The organism is Dyadobacter pollutisoli (assembly GCF_026625565.1).
GTDB lineage: Bacteria > Bacteroidota > Bacteroidia > Cytophagales > Spirosomataceae > Dyadobacter > Dyadobacter pollutisoli.
On sequence record NZ_CP112998.1, the window covers coordinates 5,636,180 to 5,656,146 of the forward strand.

Sequence of the window (19,967 nt, forward strand, 5' to 3'; positions counted from 1 at the left end):
TTAATTAAAAAACATAAAACGATGGCCGACGGCCGAAAGCCGACAGCCCAATAATTCTTCTCGATATGCTCCGTAACTATCTCAAAATTGCTTTCAGAAATCTGGTGAAAAATCCGGGATATTCTGCGATTAACATTGGCGGCCTGGCATTGGGTATGGCCGTTGCCATGTTGATAGGACTTTGGATTTATGATGAAATTTCTTTCAACAAAAACCATAAAAATTACGACCGCATCGTACAGGTCATGGAGCAGCAAACCCTGGACAGTGAGACGCAAACTGGTCAGAATGTGGCCATTCCGGTAGGAAAAGAACTTGAAACCTACTACGGAGATCATTTCAAACACGTTGTTATGTCGTCGTGGACGGTGAGACATTTGCTTACTTACGGTGATAACAAACTCACCAGAATGGGCAACTTCATGTCTGCTACCACGCCCGAAATGCTTTCGTTGAATATGGTCAAAGGCAGTTGGAGTGCATTGAATGACCCGGCCTCCGTGCTTCTTTCCAAATCTGTCGCCAAAGCACTGTTTGGAAGCGCCGAACCGCTTGGGAAAATGATCAAGATAGATAGCGAGCTGGACGTCCGGGTTACGGGCGTATATGAAGACATTCCACACTCTTCCGATTTTCGCGATGTTCATTTCATAGCGCCCTGGGACTTGTACGTGTCCACTACCGACTGGGTCCGTAACGCAAGGGACAACAATGAATGGGCTGGCAGCTCATTCCAGATCTTCGCACAACTTAGCGAAAAAGCCGATCTGGCGACTGTTTCAGCCAAAATCAAAAACATTAAGATCGATAAAGGGGATAAGGAAGAACTCAAATTCAAGCCACAGATCCTACTGCATCCAATGAGCCGGTGGCATCTGTATTCGGAATGGCAGAATGGCGTCAATACCGGCGGAAAAATCCAGACTGTTTGGTTTTTCAGCATTATCGGCGTTTTTGTGCTGTTGCTGGCCTGCATTAATTTCATGAACCTGAGTACGGCCCGGTCTGAAAAAAGGTCGCGGGAAGTGGGTATCCGAAAAGCAATCGGTTCGGTCAGGTTGCAACTGGCGATACAGTTTTTGAGTGAATCGTATCTGATCGTCATTTCAGCTTTTTTGCTGGCTATTCTTCTGGCGCAACTGGCATTGCCGCTTTTCAATGAAATAGCGGATAAGGAAATGGTCCTGATGTGGACAAGTCCCTGGTTCTGGGTGATCAGTATTTGCTTTTGCCTTCTTACAGGTCTGGTTGCAGGTAGTTATCCCGCATTGTACCTCTCGTCTTTCGATCCTGCAAAGGCACTTCGTGGCCTGCTTCCTTCCAGGGTTTTGGGAGGTTTTGTCAATGTTGCCCCGCGCAAAATACTGGTGGTTTTGCAGTTCACAGTATCCGTTACGCTCATTATCGGCACCATTGTGATCTATCGTCAGATAAAGCATGGGCAAAACCGGGCGGTCGGTTATGACCGCGAAGGACTGGTCTCCATTCATGTGAGCACGCCCGAGATCCACAAACATATCGACGCATTCCGTGATGAATTGATCAAAACTGGCACAGTAAGCGCAGTGTCGGAATCAATGGGGCCTACCACCGACGTGCGGTCCGTAAACAAAGGATTCAACTGGAAAGGTAAGGATCCCGCCATGCAGGTTGACTTTGTGACAATGGCTGTCGCCCACGATTTTGGCAAAACAGTGGGTTGGAAATTTGTCGAAGGGAGGGATTTTTCCAAATCATTTTCGACTGATTCTTCTGGCTTTGTCCTCAACGAAACCGCCGCGCGCCTGATGGGTTTTTCTGGAAAAGCGCCCGGTGAGTTTGTAAAATGGGAGGATAAAAGTTTCAAAGTCATCGGAGTGGTGAAAGACATGATCATGACTTCGCCCTACGAGCCTGTAAAGCAAACGATCTTTTTTATAGGCCGTCGCGCCGGAAACTTTATCACGATCCGGATTGACCCGAAAGCCAATGCAGCCGATGCATTGCGGAACATTGAAAGTGTTTTCAAAAAACATGATCCTGCCTCTCCGTTTCAGTATGATTTTGTGGATGATGAATACGCATTCAAATTCGCCGATGAGCAACGGATAGGAACCCTCGCCGCTTTCTTCGCAGTATTGGCCATTCTTATTTCGAGTCTGGGCCTTTTCGGGCTGGCATCTTTTGTCGCCGGGCAGCGGATCAAGGAAATTGGCATTCGAAAGGTACTAGGGGCCTCGGTCGCAAACCTTTGGCTGCTGCTTTCGGGGGATTTTGTGTTGCTGGTTGCCATTGCCTGCCTTTTATCCGCCCCGACATCGTGGTATTATATGAGTAGCTGGCTCGAAAAGTACACCTACCGGACAGAAATTTCCTGGTGGATCTTTGCCGCATCCGCAACAGGTGCATTGACCTTAACATTGCTGACCGTCAGCTATCAGGCTATCCGGGCAGCATTACTGGATCCGGTGAAAAGCCTGCGAAGCGAGTAAATGGCTTCGCTTTCGACCATTGACCTTAGCAAAACGGAGAACTTATAAAAGTAAAAAAGATGCCCGAAAGCCGACCGCCGACTGCTGAAAGCCCAAAGCCCCCTCACTGGGCCACCAACCTACTAACCTGGCTGGCCGATCCGAACACTTTGGAAGAGGTGCAGGGCGATTTGCTGGAAATGTATGCTTATTGGTCTGAGAACGACGGTGAACGAAAGGCACGGTGGCGGTATATTCTGAGCGTATTTAAATTACTACGCCCATTTGCCAGAGAAAAAAAGTCTAATGATTATTCGAGAGCCTATTTATTCAGCAATGATATGATACGTAACTATTTCAAAATTGCTTTTCGAAATCTTGTAAAAAATAAGGTCTATTCTGTCATTAACATTTCCGGTTTGGCAGTGGGGATGGCCTTTGCGATAGTGATAGGGCTTTGGGCCCGGTATGAAATAAGTTTTGATACATTTCATAAAAACGGCAGACGCATTGCCCTGATAAAGAAAAACACGCTGTATAACAATGAAAAAAAGACACAGGATGCCACACCTTTGCCCCTGTACTATGAGCTCAGGGCAAATTATCCGGAGGTTAAAAGAATAACCCGGATGGATATGGGCGGACGGCACAGCCTGGCGGCCAATAACAATAGTTTTATTAAAGAAGGGCAGTTTGTTGACCCGGATTTTTTAGAAATGTTTTCCTTCTCACTCCTTGAAGGCAACATCAAAACAGCATTGAGCAACCCCAATACCATTGTTCTTACCAAGTCACTTGCAGGGGCGCTGTTTGGAAAAGCTGATCCCATTGGGAAGCTGGTTAAACTGGACAATAATTATCAATTGCAGGTAACCGCAGTTGTACAAGACGTCCCAGGGAATTCCACCATACAATTTGACTTCCTCGTGCCATATGAGTTTGGCGTGCTGGTTAGTGATTTTGTCAAAAATAATAAGACCAATTGGGGAAATAACTTCCTGTTGAATGTGGTAGAGCTTGAAGAAGAGGCTGATATGCAGGCTTTTTCCAAAAAGATAGCACCCTTGAATGTTCTGAGAGACAAGAACCAGAAGAATCAGACGCTGTTTTTACATCCGCTAACCAAGTGGCACCTGTATGACAATTATGTAAACTGGACCAATGCGGGCGGGAAAATCGAGTATGTACGCTTGTTCGGCATGATCGGGATTTTCGTGCTGTTGATCGCCTGTATTAATTTCATGAACCTGTCCACAGCACGTTCGGAGAAGAGGGCCAGGGAAGTTGGCATTCGCAAAGCAGTGGGTTCGCAGCGCAAGCAACTCATACTTCAATTTTTCTGTGAATCGTTGCTAACCGCACTCCTCGCATTCATGGTGTCAATTTTCCTGATCAAGCTGATTATTCCAGCCCTTAAAGACATTGGTTTCGCGAATATCGCGCTGAATTTGAACGATCTGAACTTATTGGCGATGGTTTTCCTGGTTTGTATCCTGACAAGCCTGATTTCCGGAAGCTATCCGGCATTGTACCTTTCGTCTTTTGCTCCTGTCAAAGTTTTAAAAGGAAAATTCATTCAGGGAAAAAAATCGGTCACCCTGCGCCAGGTCCTGGTAGTTTCCCAGTTTACCGTTTCGATTGGTTTGATAATCAGTACTGTCATCGTCTACAAACAAATTAGCTACGCAAAAAACCGCCCAGTTGGCTATAATACCGACAATCTGATCTCCATTAATTCCACCGATGATCTTGTAAAAAACTTTATCCCTTTAAAACAGGAGTTGTTGAACAATGGCTTCATAGCATCCGTTTCGAAAGCCTCCCAACCGATGACGCGCGTTTATAACCGGTGGAGTGATTTTTCCTGGACAGGCAAGGAGCCAAATTCCGACATCGCCCTGGATGCAATTATGACCGAATGGGATTTTGAAAAAACGGCTGGGTTAAAGTTCAAGCAAGGCCGCCCTTTTTCCAAAGATTATAAATCCGATTCTAATGCAGTTATTCTGAACGAAGCTGCTCTTAAAGTGATCGGCTACAAGGATCCAATCGGGAAAACTATGCGCTCAGGCAACCGGGTGCTGACGATTGTGGGTGTTGTGGAAAACCTGATCCTGGAAGATCCGTTTCAGCCTGTTTATCCGTTGGCCATCCTGTTTAATCCTGCTGTTGTCAGCAATATTTTTCTGAGACTCAAACCAGATACGAATTTAAAAGCAGCATTAGCCGACGTCCAGTCTATTTTCGAGAAATACAATCCTTCACTACCCTTTGAATATAGCTTCGTAGATGACGAATTTGACCAAAAGTTCGCCACTGAAAACCAGGTGGGTAAGTTAGCCGCCATATTTGCGCTGACCGCAATTTTCATTTCTTGCCTTGGACTTTTCGGGCTGGCCTCGTTCACCGCCGAGCAACGTACCAAAGAGATTGGTATTCGTAAGGTGTTGGGGGCTTCTGTTGCTGGTTTATTTCAAATGCTTTCACGGGAATTTGTATGGCTCATCCTGATCTCGTGCATGATCTCGGCTCCGATCGCTTATTATTTCATGAATGTCTGGTTGCAGAAATACAACTATCACACAGAAATATCGTGGTGGATATTCGTGGTATCAGGGGGAGGGGCTTTGGTACTCACAGTGTTAACAGTGAGTTTTCAATCCATTAAAACTGCCTTGATGAACCCGGTGAAGTCGTTGCGGAGCGAGTGAAGGAACTACTTCGGCTGTTGGCAGTCGGCTGTCGGGTTAGGTTTGGATTGGTGTTTTAGGCAAATAAGTAATTGATTATACAAAACTTAACAAACAATGGCTGACAGCCGAAAGCCGACCGCCGAAAGCCAAAGGCCTCCTCGCTGGGCCACCAAGCTACTAGCCTGGCTTGCCGACCCAAATACCTTGGAAGAGGTTCAGGGCGACTTGTTGGAAATGCACAATTATTGGTTAAAAACCGACGGTGAGCGAAAGGCACGGTGGCGGTATATTCTGAGCGTATTTAAATTACTACGCCCATTTGCCAGAGAAAAAAATTCCAATGATTATTCCAAAACCTATTTCTTCAGTCACGCCATGATCCGTAATTATTTCAAAATCGCTTTCAGGAACCTGTTAAAAAACAAGGGTTATGCTGCCATTAACATTGGCGGATTGGCCGTGGGAATGGCGGTGGCTATGCTGATCGGGCTCTGGGTATTTGACGAGATTTCATTTAACAGAGTCCACGAAAACTATGACCGCATCGCTCAGGTAATGCAACATCAAACATTCAATGGTGAAATTCAAACGGGTGGAAATGCGCCTATGCAGCTCGAACCGGAACTCCGGAACAAGTATGGCAATAATTTCAAACATATAGTACTGGCTGGCGGACGTGGAGATCACCTGTTGACTTTTGGCTCTAAAAAGATCAATCAGAACGGTTACTACATGGGACCGGAAGCTGCTGAAATGCTTTCATTGAAAATGCTGAAAGGCACCCGATCAGGTCTCTCAGATCCCAACTCCATCATGCTTTCCGAATCGGCCAGTGAAGCGATTTTTGGAAATGCCGAGCCAATGGATAAGGTCGTGAAGATCGATAATGACCAGGTTGTCAAAGTAACAGGCGTTTATGCCGATTTGCCACGTAATGCTACGTTTGCTAATCTAGCTTTCATTGCGCCGTGGAAACTGGTGGAACAGAATTTACCGCCATGGCTTGGCTGGGGGAACAACTGGTTTGAGATTTATGTACAAATCGCCGAAAAAGCTAAGATGGAGCAGGTATCGGCCAACATTAGCAAGTCGAAGCTTAATAATATCGACGCCGAAGAAACCAAGTATAACCCGGTTGTCTTTTTACAGCCTATGGCTAAATGGAATTTGTATTCTGAATTCAAGAACGGCAAAATCGTTGGAGGCAGGATCGCGAATGTAAGGCTGTTTGGCGTCATCGGAATGTTTGTACTGCTATTGGCCTGCATCAATTTTATGAACCTGAACACGGCCAGAAGTGAAAAGCGAGCAAAAGAGATAGGCGTTCGCAAAGCAGTAGGCTCGGCAAAAAGCCAGCTGGCATTGCAGTTTCTGGGCGAATCGTTACTGGTCGTTTTCATTGCTTTTTTCTTCGCTATTATCCTCACAAGGCTTTGTCTTCCCCAATTCAATCAGGTAGTCGACAAACGGATCAATATTCCCTGGAATGTGCCTTATTTCTGGGCCTCGTGTTTGGGTTTTGTGCTTTTTACCGGACTTCTTGCCGGCAGTTATCCTGCACTTTATCTGTCTTCATTCAAACCCATTGCAGCGTTAAAAGGCATAACAGCGAAATTAAATACGGGGCGTTTGTCGGGTTCGCCGCGCAAGGTTTTGGTCGTTTTGCAGTTTACCGTTTCAGTAACGCTGATCATCGGCACCATTATCGTTTTCCGTCAGATACAATTTGCTAAAAACCGGCCAATCGGTTACAGCCGACAACAACTTGTCAGCAGTCCGATTAAATCTGACGAGATCATTAAACACTTTGCAGCCTTTCGGAACGATTTGCTCAACACCGGAGCAGTGGAGGAAATGGCCGCAACCGACAGCCCGGTTACCAACACCTACGTCACTAACGGTGGGCTTACCTGGCCAGGCAAAGATCCGGCGATGGCCGACGAGTTTGTAACATTGCGGGTGACCCATGAATTTGGCAAAACCATTGATTGGAAAATCAAGGAAGGCCGCGATTTTTCCAAAGAATTCCCCACGGATTCAATGGGTTTTATACTGAATGAAGCCGCTGTCAAATACATGGGACTGAAAAATCCGGTTTGTCAAATCATTCAATGGGGCAAAAATGGCGGTTACAAGGTCATTGGTGTAGTGAAAGATCTCGTAACCCAATCACCTTATGAGCCGGCGAAACAGACGATCTTCTTTATTAATTATAAAAGGATAAGTCTGGTCAATATGAAGATCAAGCCTTCTGCCAGTGCTTCGCAGGCATTGACTCAAATTCAGGCTGTTTTCAAAAAATATGATCCGGAAAATTTGTTCCAATACAGTTTCGCAGACCAGGAATATGCAAAGAAATTCAGTGATGAAGAGCGTATCGCGAAGCTGACTACATTCTTTGCAGTACTTGCCATTTTGATCTCCTGTCTGGGGCTGTTTGGGCTTGCTTCTTTTGTAGCCGAACAGCGTACCAAGGAAATTGGAATACGCAAGGTACTTGGAGCATCAGTAGCAGGGTTATGGCGGCTTTTGTCCAAAGACTTTGTGATCCTGGTGATCGTTTCGTGTATCATTTCCGCACCCATTGCCTGGTATTTGATGACAGGCTGGTTACAGAAATATACGTACCGAACCGAAATTTCCTGGTGGATCTTTGCTGCCTCCGCGGGCGGAGCATTGATTGTGACATTACTAACAATAAGTTTTCAGGCGATCCGTGCAGCGTTAATGAATCCGGTGAAGTCTTTACGCTCAGAATAAAGACTTTAACACCTAGACTATGATACGCAACTATTACAAAATCGCCTTTCGAAATCTTCTGAAAAACAAAGGCTACTCTGCCATTAACATTGGCGGACTGGCCGTGGGTATGGCCGTAGCCATTCTGATTGGTTTGTGGCTTTACGACGAACTGAGTTTTAACAGGTACCACACCCGTCACGGCAGCATTGCCCAGGTAATGACACGGTTCACAGGCACCGGCGAGCATGGTATCAACAATTCCATGCCCTATCCGCTGTTTACCGAACTGAAAAACCATTATCAGAACAATTTCAATAATCTGGTGAGGGTTTCGTGGCGGCAGGATTACATTCTTTCGGCCGGAGATAAAAAGATTTCCAGAAAAGGGCAGTTCTGGGATAAAGAGGCTCCCGATATGCTTTCGCTGAAAATGATTCATGGTTCGCATGCCGGCCTGGCGGACCCGTATTCCATTATGCTATCCGCTACAACGGCCAAATCGCTTTTTGGTGACCAGAACCCTGTGAACCGGACATTAAAAATGAATAACAAGATTGATGTTCGGGTAACCGGGGTATATGAAGATATGCCTATGAACAGTCATTTCAACGAAGTGAAATTCGTTTCACCATTTGATCTGTGGCTTACCCAAAACACTTGGATCGAAGAAAGGGCCACGCAGGATTGGAGCAATCATTTTCTGACGATTTATGCTGAAATAAAGCCGGAGGATAACTTTTCGAAAGTTTCAACCATCATTAAGGACGCGGAACTGAAAAATCTGACCAATTACAAGGATCAGGCTGCGCAGAGGCCTCAGGTTTTCCTACATCCAATGGATAACTGGCATTTGCATGGTTTCAACCGGGGAGCAGCCGACGCCGAACCGGTACGGCTGGTTTGGACAGTGGGCATTATCGGGGCTTTTGTACTACTATTGGCCTGCATCAATTTTATGAACCTAAGTACCGCCCGCTCCGAAAAACGGGCGAAGGAAGTGGGAATCCGTAAAGCTATCGGTTCGCTTCGTACCCAATTGGTCAATCAGTTTTTGAGCGAATCACTACTCGTCGTCCTGATCGCCTTTGTTTTCGCGATATTGATGGCTACCGCTTTATTATCCTGGTTTAATGATCTGGCCGCGAAGCAAATGTCCATGCTTTGGGGGAATCCGTATTTCTGGCTGTCCAGTCTGAGTTTTGTTTTAGTAACCGGTTTACTGGCGGGCAGTTATCCTGCACTTTATTTGTCTGCATTCCAACCGGTTAAAGTTCTGAAAGGCGCATTCCGTGTCGGACGTTTCGCCACCATTCCCCGTAAAGTACTGGTCGTGATGCAGTTCACCGTTTCAGTGACATTGATCATCAGCACGATCGTGATCATTCGTCAGATCCAGATTGCCAAAAACAGGCCGGTAGGCTACACACGTGATGGTTTGATCATGCTAAGAATGGTTTCTGATGATTTCTACGGAAAATATGACTTACTGAGGGATGAATTGAAAGCGACCGGCGCGGTATCCGAAATGTCTGAATCAATGGGTACCGTGACCAATGTCGCTTCCGGCAATTCCGGTTTTGAATGGAAGAATGGCAATGCCGAGCAAGACTTCGGAACGCTGGCTGTAACGCATGAGCACGGAAAAACCGTCGGCTGGCAATTTATCAAAGGCCGCGACTTTTCAAGGGAAATCGCTACCGACTCTTCCGGAATTGTCATCAATGAGGCAGCGATGAAATTCATGAAACTGGAAAATCCGATCGGGGAGCCTGTTCGCTGGAAATGGTACCGGGGTGACAAGGTACTGGACTACAAAATCCTGGGGGTTATCAAGAATATGATCATGGAGTCTCCTTATGACGCCATTGAACCAACGATATTTTTTGTAAAAGGACACAACGGTGGCGTGGATTGGATCAACATTAAAATGAACCCAAACATGAGTACCAGCAAAGCATTGCCGCGAATTGAAGCTGTTTTCAAGAAGCTGATCCCCTCGGCACCCTTCGACTATCAGTTTGTAGACGAAGAATATGCCAAGAAATTTGCCCGCGAAGAGCGGATAGGCAAACTGGCCACTTTCTTTGCAGCACTTGCCATATTCATCTCCTGCCTCGGCTTGTTCGGGCTGGCCTCGTTCGTTGCCGAGCAGCGTACCAAAGAAATTGGAATCCGTAAAGTATTGGGCGCTTCCATTGCCAATTTGTGGCAGCTATTATCGAAAGACTTTGTCTTTCTGGTCATTTTATCTTGCCTGATATCCGGGCCCGTCGCTTACTTTTTGATGAATAGCTGGTTGGAGAAATACACCTATCGTACCGAAATATCATGGTGGATATTTGCAGCCTCTGGTATCGGGGCATTGGCCATTACGTTACTCACTGTGAGTTACCAGGCGATCCGCGCAGCTTTGCTCGATCCGGTCAGAAGTTTGCAGAGCGAGTAATGCAAAAAAGGCTGTCCCGAAAGACAGCCTCGTGTGGGTATAGATTAATATAACTACCGGATCTTAGCGAATATTGACATTAAAGCTTCCTTCTGTCAGGGTGCGTTTTACTTTGCCTGCTGCATCAAAAGCGGTGAAACTGAACGTGCCCTGCAGTTGTGTTGCCGTTTTCTTGGTGATCGTCACTTTACCATCTCCACCGTTGATAGTTGAAAAGTCTTCCTTATTCAACGTCAGGATGCCGAAATTAACTGCATTGATAGGGTATGTACCTTCTACGGCTGAATTTGGCAAGGCGATCGCAACTACATCACTGGTTTTGCTATCCAGACCATAAACAGCATAGTAACCATTTGCCCCCGGAAAGCTGGCCAGTGCATAAGCGTAATCCGGTGCGTAAGTTTTGCCATCCACTTTCACCTGAAATCCTACTGTTGCTGCCGGATCAGGAGTAACATCGTCCGATTTTTTGCTGCATGAGCTGAAAGTAACAAGACCGATAATGGCGAAAAGAACTGCGATTTGTAAAGTTTTCATAACTAATAAATGATTGGATTGTTGTTTAAGATTTTGAACCGGGAAACAGACAGGATGCTATTTTTTGTCTTTGTTCCCTTTTGACATTTCAAAACTAATACAACAAAAAGGCTCCGTAGAAGGGACTATGTATGAGGCTGGTTTTGGTTTAGAGTCGGCGGAATTAACTCTACATCCGGCTGAAAATAAAAGGCAGCGCAACGGAGCCGGGGAAGCGGAGGGTTTATTTCAGTTTGCCCGAATTCACGTAGAATTCCGACAGTAGCAACAGAAATTCATCTTTGCGGCGACGGGAGACCTCTATTTCGGTATTATCGCTCATCCACACCTGCCCACCGTCTCCCTTCACATATCTTTTAATGTGTTCGAGGTTAATGATATTGGACTGGTGAACGCGGAAGAAATAGTAATTGTCCAGAATCTCTTCGTACTCTTTCAATAACCGCGATACGACAATCGCCGGGCCTTTGACCAGGTGAAATTTGGTATAGGAACCTAGTGACTCACATTGAATGATGTCCGTCATTTGCACGAAATGTATCCCCTCAGCAGTAGGCAATGCAATGCGCTGATTGTCATTCCGGGTACGCTGAACCAGGCGCAGGCTACGCGCGGGATCGAGGTGTTCCTGTAAAATTTGCAATTGCTGCGGATTTACACTCGCCACCTGCGATTTAAACTTGGCGACGGCCGCTTCCAGCTCTTCGGGATCAATGGGTTTGAGCAGGTAGTCAATCGCGCTGAACCGGAATGCCCGGATCGCATACTCCTGGTAAGCCGTCGTGAAAATGACCCCAAAATCTACTTTTTCAAATGATGCTAGCAAGTCAAATCCCGTCTTACCGGGCATCTGAATGTCAAGGAATACCAGATTGGGTTTTACTTTGCTGATGAGCTCAATACCGAGATCGGCGTTTTTGGCCTCGCCGCAAATTTCCACTTCGGGGCAAATCAATGCGAGCAGATTGGTCAGCGCCTCGCGGGCATTGGTTTCGTCATCAATAATAATGGCGCGTAGATGTTGTTTCATACGTTTTCAAGTGGAATCGTGAGCCTTACCCGCGTCCCGGCGGGATTATTTGCAGAATCAAACAAATCAATCATTTCAATTTTCGCCTCGCTCTCTTTCCGGCGAAGTGACTCAAAAATCCCCTTGGTCATTTCCTGTCCACGCGAAATATGCCCCTCTGATCTCGGCGCGAAAGTGCGCCCCACGCCATTGTCTTCAATCGTACATACCAGGTGTTTCTTTTCCACCCTGGCGGTAATTTTCAGCTTTTTCTCTCCTTCCTTGGGCATCAGTCCATGCCAGATCGCATTCTCCACATACGGTTGCAGGAGCATTGGCGGCAAATGTGCGTCGAGCAGCACGTCGTTCTCTTCAATGTCAAAGTCGTAGGTAAACTCGTGATTGAACCGGAAAGACTCTATTTCGACATACATTCTCAGCGTGTCAATGATCTGCTCGAAAGACAGGTACTGATGATTTGAGTTTTCCATGATCCGCCGTACGAGCTTAGAGAATTTGGAAAGGTATCTGGCTCCCTCAACACCCCGGTTCGTCAGCAGGTAATTCTGCACAGAGTTCAGTGAATTGAACAGAAAATGGGGGTTCATCTGCGATTGGAGAGCTTTAAGCCTCCATTCGGTAATTTCCAGATCAAGTCGGTTCCTTTCAGCAAGGGTATTAACCCGCCACCGCATCATGAGCACGATCAGCGCCGCAATGGTAAGCCCGATCAGCGTCCTGAAAAACCAGGTACTGGTAAAGTATGGCTTCACCGAGAACCTGACGATCAATGGTTTATCACTCCCCTGGCCAGAACTGTTGCTGCTTTTGACACGCAGTGTGTATGATTTGGCCGACAAATTGGTAAAAGATACCGAATGCTGATTTCCCAGATCCACCCAGGATGACTCAAATCCTTCGAGCTGATAACTGAATAAATTCTTCGAAGTCGGTTCAAAATTGAGTGTGGTGAAATTGAACGTGATCGAATTTTCGTCCGGCTGCAATTCTATTTCGTTTGCAAGATCATGATGCAGCATTTTGCCTTTCACTTCGATCGAACTCATTTCGACGCGCGGCTTGGTAACGTCGCCATTCAGCTGGCTGATATTCAAAATATTAATAGCATTCGTCAGCCCCAGCATCAGCTCATTCTTCTGGTTATAATAAAACCCGACAGGAGCGTTGCTTCGAAGCCCGTCAATCGTCGTGAGGTAGCGGACTGTACGTGTTTTGGGATTGGCAATGTGGATACCTTCATTGGTACTAAACCAGATATTTCCGTCTGGCATCTCTGCAATGTTTGCACAATAAGTGTCGATCAGCAAGCCTGATTTGAACTCAAATGTTGTCAGTATCTTTCCTTTTGACGAAATCTTGGATACTCCTCCCCAGCTAGCGATCAGGATAGAACCGTCAGCGGTTTTCTGCAAGCCATTAATGCAGTCCCCACCAATCCTGAGGCCTTTATTTTCCGGCAGCTTTTCTATGTTCACAAATTTTGAATGTTCTTCGTCAAAGAAAAACAATCCCCGCGAGCAGGACGCAACCCAGATCCGCCCGTCATTCCCTTCTATAATGCCTTTAACATAGCTAAGCTGCACGAGCTTGCGCGCTTCTTCATCAGGGAAAACTTTGATCTCCCTATTTGTTTTAGGATCAATTACTTTTAACCCCTCATTCAAATTAGCAATCCACAGGCGCCCCTTCCGGTCCAGCAGTCCGTCGCGGAAATCCTTATTTTTAAATAGTTCGACGGAAGGTTTCCAAAGGGTAAAACGTCCATTTTCAATGTCTCCGGTAAAAATCCCCTTATCCGTGAATGCGAAAGGCCGATCCATGATCCACCTTATTTTGTCAGTTAGCGCGTCAATAGGGAAAGGCAGAAAGCGAAACTGATTGCTGGCTGGCTTCCAGCACAGCGCACCTGAATGAGACAATCCCAGCAGGTAGCTCCCGCCGGGTGCCGGTAAAATACTGGTCACCTGAACCGGTAACCTCACTACGCCAGGTGCGAGACCGGTAGTGCGTATCCCTGCATTGCGGTAACGGTACTTGTAAACGCCATCGTTGGTCGCGATCCATAGAATGCTGTTTGCGCGGTCGTCAAACATACCCTTGACCTTGATACCATCGTTGTAAAACTGCGGTAAATGGTACAACTCATTTTTGTAGGGATAAAACACACTGATCCCATCATTGGTACCAATGAAAATGATCCTCTTGCCGTTTTCATCTTTTGATTCCTGGGCGCATATCACATTATTATGTTCGAAACCTTCTTTCCGGATCTTGAATTCATCTGTTTTCGGGGAATACCAGACCAAGCCATACTCGTAGCCACCGATCCAGAGATTTCCTGCCCCATCGCCAGAGGCTTTGCAAAGGCGGACCGGCACCCTGTTTTTTGGTAAAATGGCTTCCATTCCCAGGTGACAGACTAATTTGTCAGCTTTCCGGTCGTAACGATACAGGCCTAGTTCAGAAACAATCCAGAATGTACCGCTGGCATCTTCGTAAAAGCTCGCATACTGATACACGTCCCCTCCTGACACGGTGGTTGAAAATGTATAGCGGTGAAGCTTCTTCGTGGCCGGATCGTACCGCTTTACGGAAGTGTAATCACACACCCATACCTGGTCGTAGCTGTCCACCATGCTCTGCTCATGCAGGTCGTTTCCCGGATCCGCATCGTCATAATTATTAACAGCAATTGTACTGACTGCAAGTGTTTTGGCTTCTATTTTCGAGAGGCCTCTGGTATCATTGGATGTATAGATATCGCCATTGGAACTAGTAGAGACTCCGGAGCAATAGCCCAATTGCAGACTATCCAGCCGCAGGAAGTCGTAGCCGTCGTAGCGGCAAATATTCCTTCCAGTCCCAATCCATAAAAAGCCTTGTTTATCATTGGAAATGCACCATACCTCGTTAGAAGGAAGCCCCTCTTTTGTGGTGAGGTGTTCGAGCGTCAGCATGGGCATTTGGGCATTGATCTGAGAACAGGCTATCAAAATCAGTAGTAGACCCTTTAAAAACCCCATAAAACGCTGTTAATTAATACAATTGTATAATAATTCATAAATCTGTCATATCATTCTATCATTGTAGCTAGCGGACTTCATCTACCAAAAAATAGTACGGGTCCGCAGCGTCTACTCCTGTCCAAACACCCGACAAACGGAGCAGCCGATTGCCCCCGTTTACCAATTTGCCTTTAAATGTACCGGTCGCCTTACCATTGCCGGACTCAATCAGTATCAGTTCATTCAGGCTGTTCACCGCACCTATCAGTTCCACATCAACGTTTGAATTCAGAGGGCGATACGATCCTCTTACAAAACTATCATTGATCTGCAATTGCATCCTAAAAGTAGGATCGTCGGAAGGCCCTTCGCTTTTAGCAAACCGACCTACAAAAAACCGCGACCCTACTACCGAAGCATTGAAAACCGCTTCCCGCTCGGTACCTGCGTATTTCTTTTCGCAATAGCAAATTATTAACAATGTACTCAATGCCAAATAAATGAGGAACGATTTCATGACTGTTGCGGGATGAGTATAAAAAATTCAAAAGAAAACAAGGCTCAGAAGTATAATCAATGCAATAATGAACAAGGCAATCCAGTCGAAACCTCTTTCCAGGAATCGCCGAAGCCAGTCTTTGGCAGCCTTGAATCCGACTTTTTTGGTAACTTGTTCGCCACGTCCCATGCTCATATTTTTATTTTGTGGATAAATTATCACATTAAAAATGAGTCATAAATGCAGGGAGAATTGCCAGAATTGACATCCGGGCCGATTTTGAAAAAAACCGGCGGAATTCAGTTGATAATTGGAGAAGCAGGTAAGAACAAAAAGCACCAGCCGGGGTTAGTCATGATGTATCAAAAAAGCTACACTTATGCAAGTATGATACTTAATAGCAAAATGGATGCGTTAGTAACAAAATAAAAATAATTCTACCAGTTAATTCTATACTACTGACAGGCGGTCGGTATTGGGTTCGCCTACGTTATTTCATGGCATAACATTTTAATTTTCCTATTCAGCGTTATAAAAATTTCATTACCAATGGTTACGTTAAATTTTATCAAAAACGACTGGGTCAAAGAGAAGAATGGATCCAGGTTGATGCAAGTGGATGAATACCAAATCGTTGAAACCACAACCTATGCTGATGGAAACCCCTCGTTACCGATCGTCAGGCGCACCTACAACGGAAGGGTCTGGTGTACGTGGGTCACTGAAAACAAAACCGTGGTAACAGAACCCTTTTGGGAATCGGACCTGGAAGCGGCCTCCCCTAATCACTCGAAGGTTTGAGTCTTCCCCCCGGGGTTGATCATGTGATTCATTATCGATCGACATCCGCTGATCGATTTTAACACCCTAACAAATAAAATGCCCGGAAGCAGTCTTCCAGGCATTTTATTTGACACTAAGTTTTAAAATTTACGGCTTTTTGACCGGATCGGATGAAGTGCCCGTCTTGATCGTATCATCCATTTCAGCAGTTCCTTTTCTGCTGTTCCGACGATTCACCCGCTCACTCCTCTTGCTTCTCGATGGCATCAATGTGTCTTTGATAACTGCTCCCGAGCTTTTCTGCCCTTTAATCAGCGTATCTTCCGATGGTGTATTGGGAGGCCTGACGGGTGAATGTGGCGAATTAAAGTCAGGTTTTTTATCTTCTGTCGGCGTCGTTGGAACCGGATTTTGTTCCGGAACGGGCTGAGTAGGTGCGGGTACCGTCTGTGCGTGAATTGTTCCCGCTATCGCCAGGAGCATCACAAATAATAGTGCGGTTAGATTTTTCATTTTTAAAGCCTGATTAAGTAAATAATCGTTGAAAAAATTAATTGCGTCAACTGCTACCAAAAGCATTCCAAAAGATGCTTTCCTTCAAGCTCTAAAAGTTTTTTGAAATATGTTTAATCTAAACTAACACAAGCCCGTTTTCCAGGCTTTGGCTGTTATTGCTTCATAATGAGTCACTAAAAGGCCCGGTGCCTATCCACATAGTGCGTATTAGAATACCCATTGAGCGATCAACTCTGGCAGAAATACGATTTTCTCAGCCCAAAACGTGCATCGAAGTAATTCTAACGCCAATTTTAACCATAAACTCTTTTGATCCGAATTTTCTCGGTCGGGGTGAGAACCAGTGGTACTTTTTCAACCTTTACCGAGCTGCTGTCCAAACCAAACCATTTATCCTCCGAGGTCGTAATGCTTTTGATCCCGAAGTAAATTTTCATGATCATGTCTTCGATAAACGGCAGGTTGTTATCAATGGACAGGTAACGTTCGAGAACGATAAACCGGAAGTCCCCGGTAATGTTCTGACGGCTCAGCGATTCATAACGGCTGGTAATGTCCACTTCCTTATTCATCACCATATCCTCCACCACTTTTCGGAAGAACAGGTTCATGCGCTGTTCAATCCGGAAACCAAGCCTGAACGTAACTTTGATCACATCGTCCTCAGCCATGATATTCACATGGTAATCCATTGTGTAAGGCTCATCGGTGGTTTCAACGTGTACAAACCAATAAATGTCAGCCCTTTTGGGTCGTTTATAAAAGATTGAATAAATGATCTTGTTCTCAATTTCGGATTCATGCGATGCATTGGACATGAATATGAGGTGAGTGGAGTACTTTGGAATACTAATATCATTGCTCAGCTCCCGCAGCGGGCCAATGTACTTGACCAGACTCTCGAATTCGGTCAGTCTCAGTTTGATAAAATATGCTTTGAGCCATACCGTAATCACAAAGCCAATAATGGTCGCCAGCAGCAGCGATACCCAGCCTCCATGTGTAAATTTAAGCAGGTTAGCAGCTAAAAAGGAGCCTTCAATGGCTAGATAAACGATCAGAAAAACAGCTAGCAGCCATTTACTGACTTTGTTCACATATAAATAGACTGACATCAGAATGGTCGTCATGATCATGGTCAATGTGATCGCCAGACCATACGCAGCTTCCATATGGGCCGATTCCTTAAAATAGAGCACGATCCCCACACAGCCAGCCCATAGCAGCCAGTTGACGCTCGGTACATAAAGTTGTCCTTTCTGGTCGCTGGGGTAAACGAGCCGTACTTTTGGCCAGAAATTTAGCCGGATCGCCTCTGAAATCAATGTAAACGAGCCGCTGATCAATGCCTGGCTTGCAATAATTGTTGCCATGGTAGCAATACAAATACCCGGCAGCAGCCACCAGTCGGGCATGATTTCATAAAATGGCTTTCTTCCGTTCAGGAAGGCACCTGAATGGACGATCAGCCATGCTCCTTGCCCGAAATAGTTGAGAATGAGACAGGATTTAACAAAAATCCAGCTGATGCGAATATTCCCACGGCCGCAGTGCCCAAGGTCGCTATACAACGCTTCGGCTCCTGTGGTACAAAGAAAAACTGCCCCCAGCATCCAGAAACCGCCCGGATGATTAGCCAGCAGTTGGTAACCATAGTAAGGATTAAGCGCTTTAAATATCTCAGGATGGGCAACTACCTGCGAAATCCCCAAAACTGCGAGCATAAGGAACCAGATCATCATCACGGGGCCGAATGCCCTGCCGACAATGGTTGTCCCAAACACCTGAATGATAAACAGCAACGTGAGGATTCCAATTACGATCGGAATGGTTTGAATGCGTGGATAAAGAATGCGCAAACCTTCTACCGCCGAAGAAACGGAAATGGGCGGGGTAATAATACCGTCGGCCAGCAATGTACTGGCACCGATAATGGCCGGTACCGTCAGCCAGGCAGCTTTTTTCCTCACCAACGCATACAATGCAAGTATACCCCCTTCCCCTTTGTTATCAGCACGAAGGATAAGAATCACATATTTAATCGTTGTCTGTAATGTAAGCGTCCAGAAAATACAGGAGACTGCACCATACACTACTTCCGGCGAAATGCTATTATCGCCAATGATAGCCTGCATTACATAAAGTGGAGAAGTACCGATGTCACCGAAAATGATACCCAGTGCGACCAGCAGTCCGGCGGCAGATGCCTTATCAACGTGTTTACCCATTGAATCTTTTGTTGAGAACAGGACAAACCTTATCGGCCGTCTTTAAGCTTAAAAAGTGTAAAATTCGTAATTAATCTTCCATTTTATCTCCTGACCAGGCTTTGCCGCCAATTTAATATACGGTTCCGGGCAAGAGGTGGTCGGGCAAGCCCAGTACACCAGTTTTTCCAACGGCTGGTCTGAGGTAATCCTTACCCCTGCATTGGTTTTGATGTTTTCAATGCGGATATCATAGTCTTTGGCTGTGGGCCCGAAACCTTGCAACCCGCTGCTGAAAACCTGATCGCCCTTCACAACTTCCCTGGAATAGCTCAGCGTTTTGTCTTTTGCATTAATAATTGTCCCGAAACCCTTGCCTTCTCCTGTCACTTCAAAAGGGAATCTAATCCTGATATTTTGATTGGACGGTTCTTTGTCAATCATGAAAAAATTATGATTGTACGTACTCGTCGCAATGTCCTTGGTACCCGTATTTTTGAGGCTATGCTCCAACACAAGTTCAGGCTTGCCTTTTACCAATCTCAATGTTTTGGTATAAATGTAGGCATATCCTGACTCGTCTTTCAACTCGTGTGTGAATTCTACTCTGTCCTTTTGTTTGTTCAAGGTCCATTTCCCCTGGCTTTTGACTTCGTAATCGGTTGCGAATGAGTATTTTTTGTCATCCGGTTTCACCAATACGCCTACACCGATTTTTACAAATGTTTCTCCGGCTTTGGCGTCATCAAAACTGAGCGGCGTGAATTCTTCCACGGGACCGGTAATGGCATCGTGCAATTTAGGATCATAAGGTGCCGCATTCCAGACACCGAAGTAAGAATGCCCCTTGTATTCCAGACTGGGCACAACGCCGGCCCAGTCAAAACGGGTGCCCCGGTAATAGCCGGTGGAAGCATCGGGCAGGTACAACTTGGCCTGGATAATGCCATTGGTAATCTCAGTACCCGGAAATTCTGCCAGCCTATACGCACTGATACAAAGGCATAGCAATGCAAGTAGCGATGTAATGGTCTTTTTCATTTTACAGATCAGTGGTTT

At 45.8% G+C, this 19,967-nt stretch carries 14 protein-coding genes; 6 read left to right on the forward strand and 8 right to left on the reverse strand.

Features of this window, described 5'->3' with window-relative positions:
- The first annotated feature begins 65 nt into the window (after positions 1–65).
- The 4 genes from ON006_RS23030 to ON006_RS23045 all read left to right on the forward strand — a co-directional run bounded on the left by ON006_RS23030 (position 66) and on the right by ON006_RS23045 (position 10,331).
- The gene (locus ON006_RS23030; protein WP_244822380.1) at positions 66–2,471 is read left to right on the forward strand and encodes an ABC transporter permease; all 2,406 of its coding nucleotides are present in this window, start codon (positions 66–68) and stop codon (positions 2,469–2,471) included.
- A 59-nt stretch (positions 2,472–2,530) separates the two neighbouring features.
- Complete coding sequence (locus tag ON006_RS23035; RefSeq protein WP_244822381.1) at positions 2,531–5,161, forward strand: ABC transporter permease; 2,631 nt, start codon at positions 2,531–2,533, stop codon at positions 5,159–5,161.
- A gap of 96 nt (positions 5,162–5,257) precedes the next feature.
- Positions 5,258–7,903 (forward strand): FtsX-like permease family protein, encoded by a 2,646-nt coding sequence (locus tag ON006_RS23040; RefSeq protein ID WP_244822382.1) that lies wholly within the window; start codon positions 5,258–5,260, stop codon positions 7,901–7,903.
- Between the two features lie 19 nt (positions 7,904–7,922).
- Entirely contained in the window at positions 7,923–10,331 is a 2,409-nt protein-coding gene (locus ON006_RS23045) for an ABC transporter permease (protein ID WP_244822383.1), read from the forward strand.
- Between the two features lie 63 nt (positions 10,332–10,394).
- On the opposite strand, the gene ON006_RS23050 is transcribed toward ON006_RS23045, so the two are convergent.
- From ON006_RS23050 to ON006_RS23070, 5 genes are all read right to left on the reverse strand, one after another.
- Positions 10,395–10,868: a DUF6252 domain-containing protein gene (locus tag ON006_RS23050; RefSeq protein WP_244822384.1), complete on the reverse strand. Its 474-nt coding sequence runs from the start codon at positions 10,866–10,868 to the stop codon at positions 10,395–10,397.
- 223 nt (positions 10,869–11,091) lie between these two features.
- The gene (locus ON006_RS23055) at positions 11,092–11,898 is read right to left on the reverse strand and encodes a LytR/AlgR family response regulator transcription factor (protein ID WP_244822385.1); all 807 of its coding nucleotides are present in this window, start codon (positions 11,896–11,898) and stop codon (positions 11,092–11,094) included.
- On the reverse strand, positions 11,895–14,921 hold the full coding sequence (locus ON006_RS23060) for a sensor histidine kinase (protein ID WP_244822386.1): 3,027 nt from the start codon (positions 14,919–14,921) through the stop codon (positions 11,895–11,897). The genes ON006_RS23055 and ON006_RS23060 overlap by 4 nt, the downstream gene beginning before the upstream one ends.
- 67 nt (positions 14,922–14,988) lie before the next feature.
- Positions 14,989–15,420 (reverse strand): hypothetical protein, encoded by a 432-nt coding sequence (locus ON006_RS23065; RefSeq protein ID WP_244822387.1) that lies wholly within the window; start codon positions 15,418–15,420, stop codon positions 14,989–14,991.
- Between the two features lie 27 nt (positions 15,421–15,447).
- Entirely contained in the window at positions 15,448–15,597 is a 150-nt protein-coding gene (locus ON006_RS23070; RefSeq protein WP_244822388.1) for a hypothetical protein, read from the reverse strand.
- 45 nt (positions 15,598–15,642) lie between these two features.
- On the opposite strand from ON006_RS23070, the gene ON006_RS23075 reads away from it, so the two are divergent.
- Together ON006_RS23075 and ON006_RS23080 are read left to right on the forward strand one after the other, a co-directional pair.
- Positions 15,643–15,831 (forward strand): hypothetical protein, encoded by a 189-nt coding sequence (locus ON006_RS23075; RefSeq protein ID WP_244822389.1) that lies wholly within the window; start codon positions 15,643–15,645, stop codon positions 15,829–15,831.
- Positions 15,832–15,951: 120 nt separating this feature from the next.
- Positions 15,952–16,203 carry a hypothetical protein gene (locus tag ON006_RS23080; protein WP_244822390.1) on the forward strand — a complete coding sequence of 84 codons (252 nt, stop codon included), beginning with the start codon at positions 15,952–15,954 and terminating at the stop codon, positions 16,201–16,203.
- 129 nt (positions 16,204–16,332) lie between these two features.
- On the opposite strand, the gene ON006_RS23085 is transcribed toward ON006_RS23080, so the two are convergent.
- From ON006_RS23085 to ON006_RS23095, 3 genes are all read right to left on the reverse strand, one after another.
- On the reverse strand, positions 16,333–16,698 hold the full coding sequence (locus ON006_RS23085) for a hypothetical protein (protein ID WP_244822391.1): 366 nt from the start codon (positions 16,696–16,698) through the stop codon (positions 16,333–16,335).
- Between the two features lie 296 nt (positions 16,699–16,994).
- Positions 16,995–18,929, reverse strand: coding sequence for a KUP/HAK/KT family potassium transporter (locus ON006_RS23090; protein WP_244822392.1), 1,935 nt, complete (start codon positions 18,927–18,929; stop codon positions 16,995–16,997).
- A gap of 48 nt (positions 18,930–18,977) precedes the next feature.
- Positions 18,978–19,949: a hypothetical protein gene (locus tag ON006_RS23095; protein WP_244822393.1), complete on the reverse strand. Its 972-nt coding sequence runs from the start codon at positions 19,947–19,949 to the stop codon at positions 18,978–18,980.
- Between the last annotated feature and the right edge of the window lie 18 nt (positions 19,950–19,967).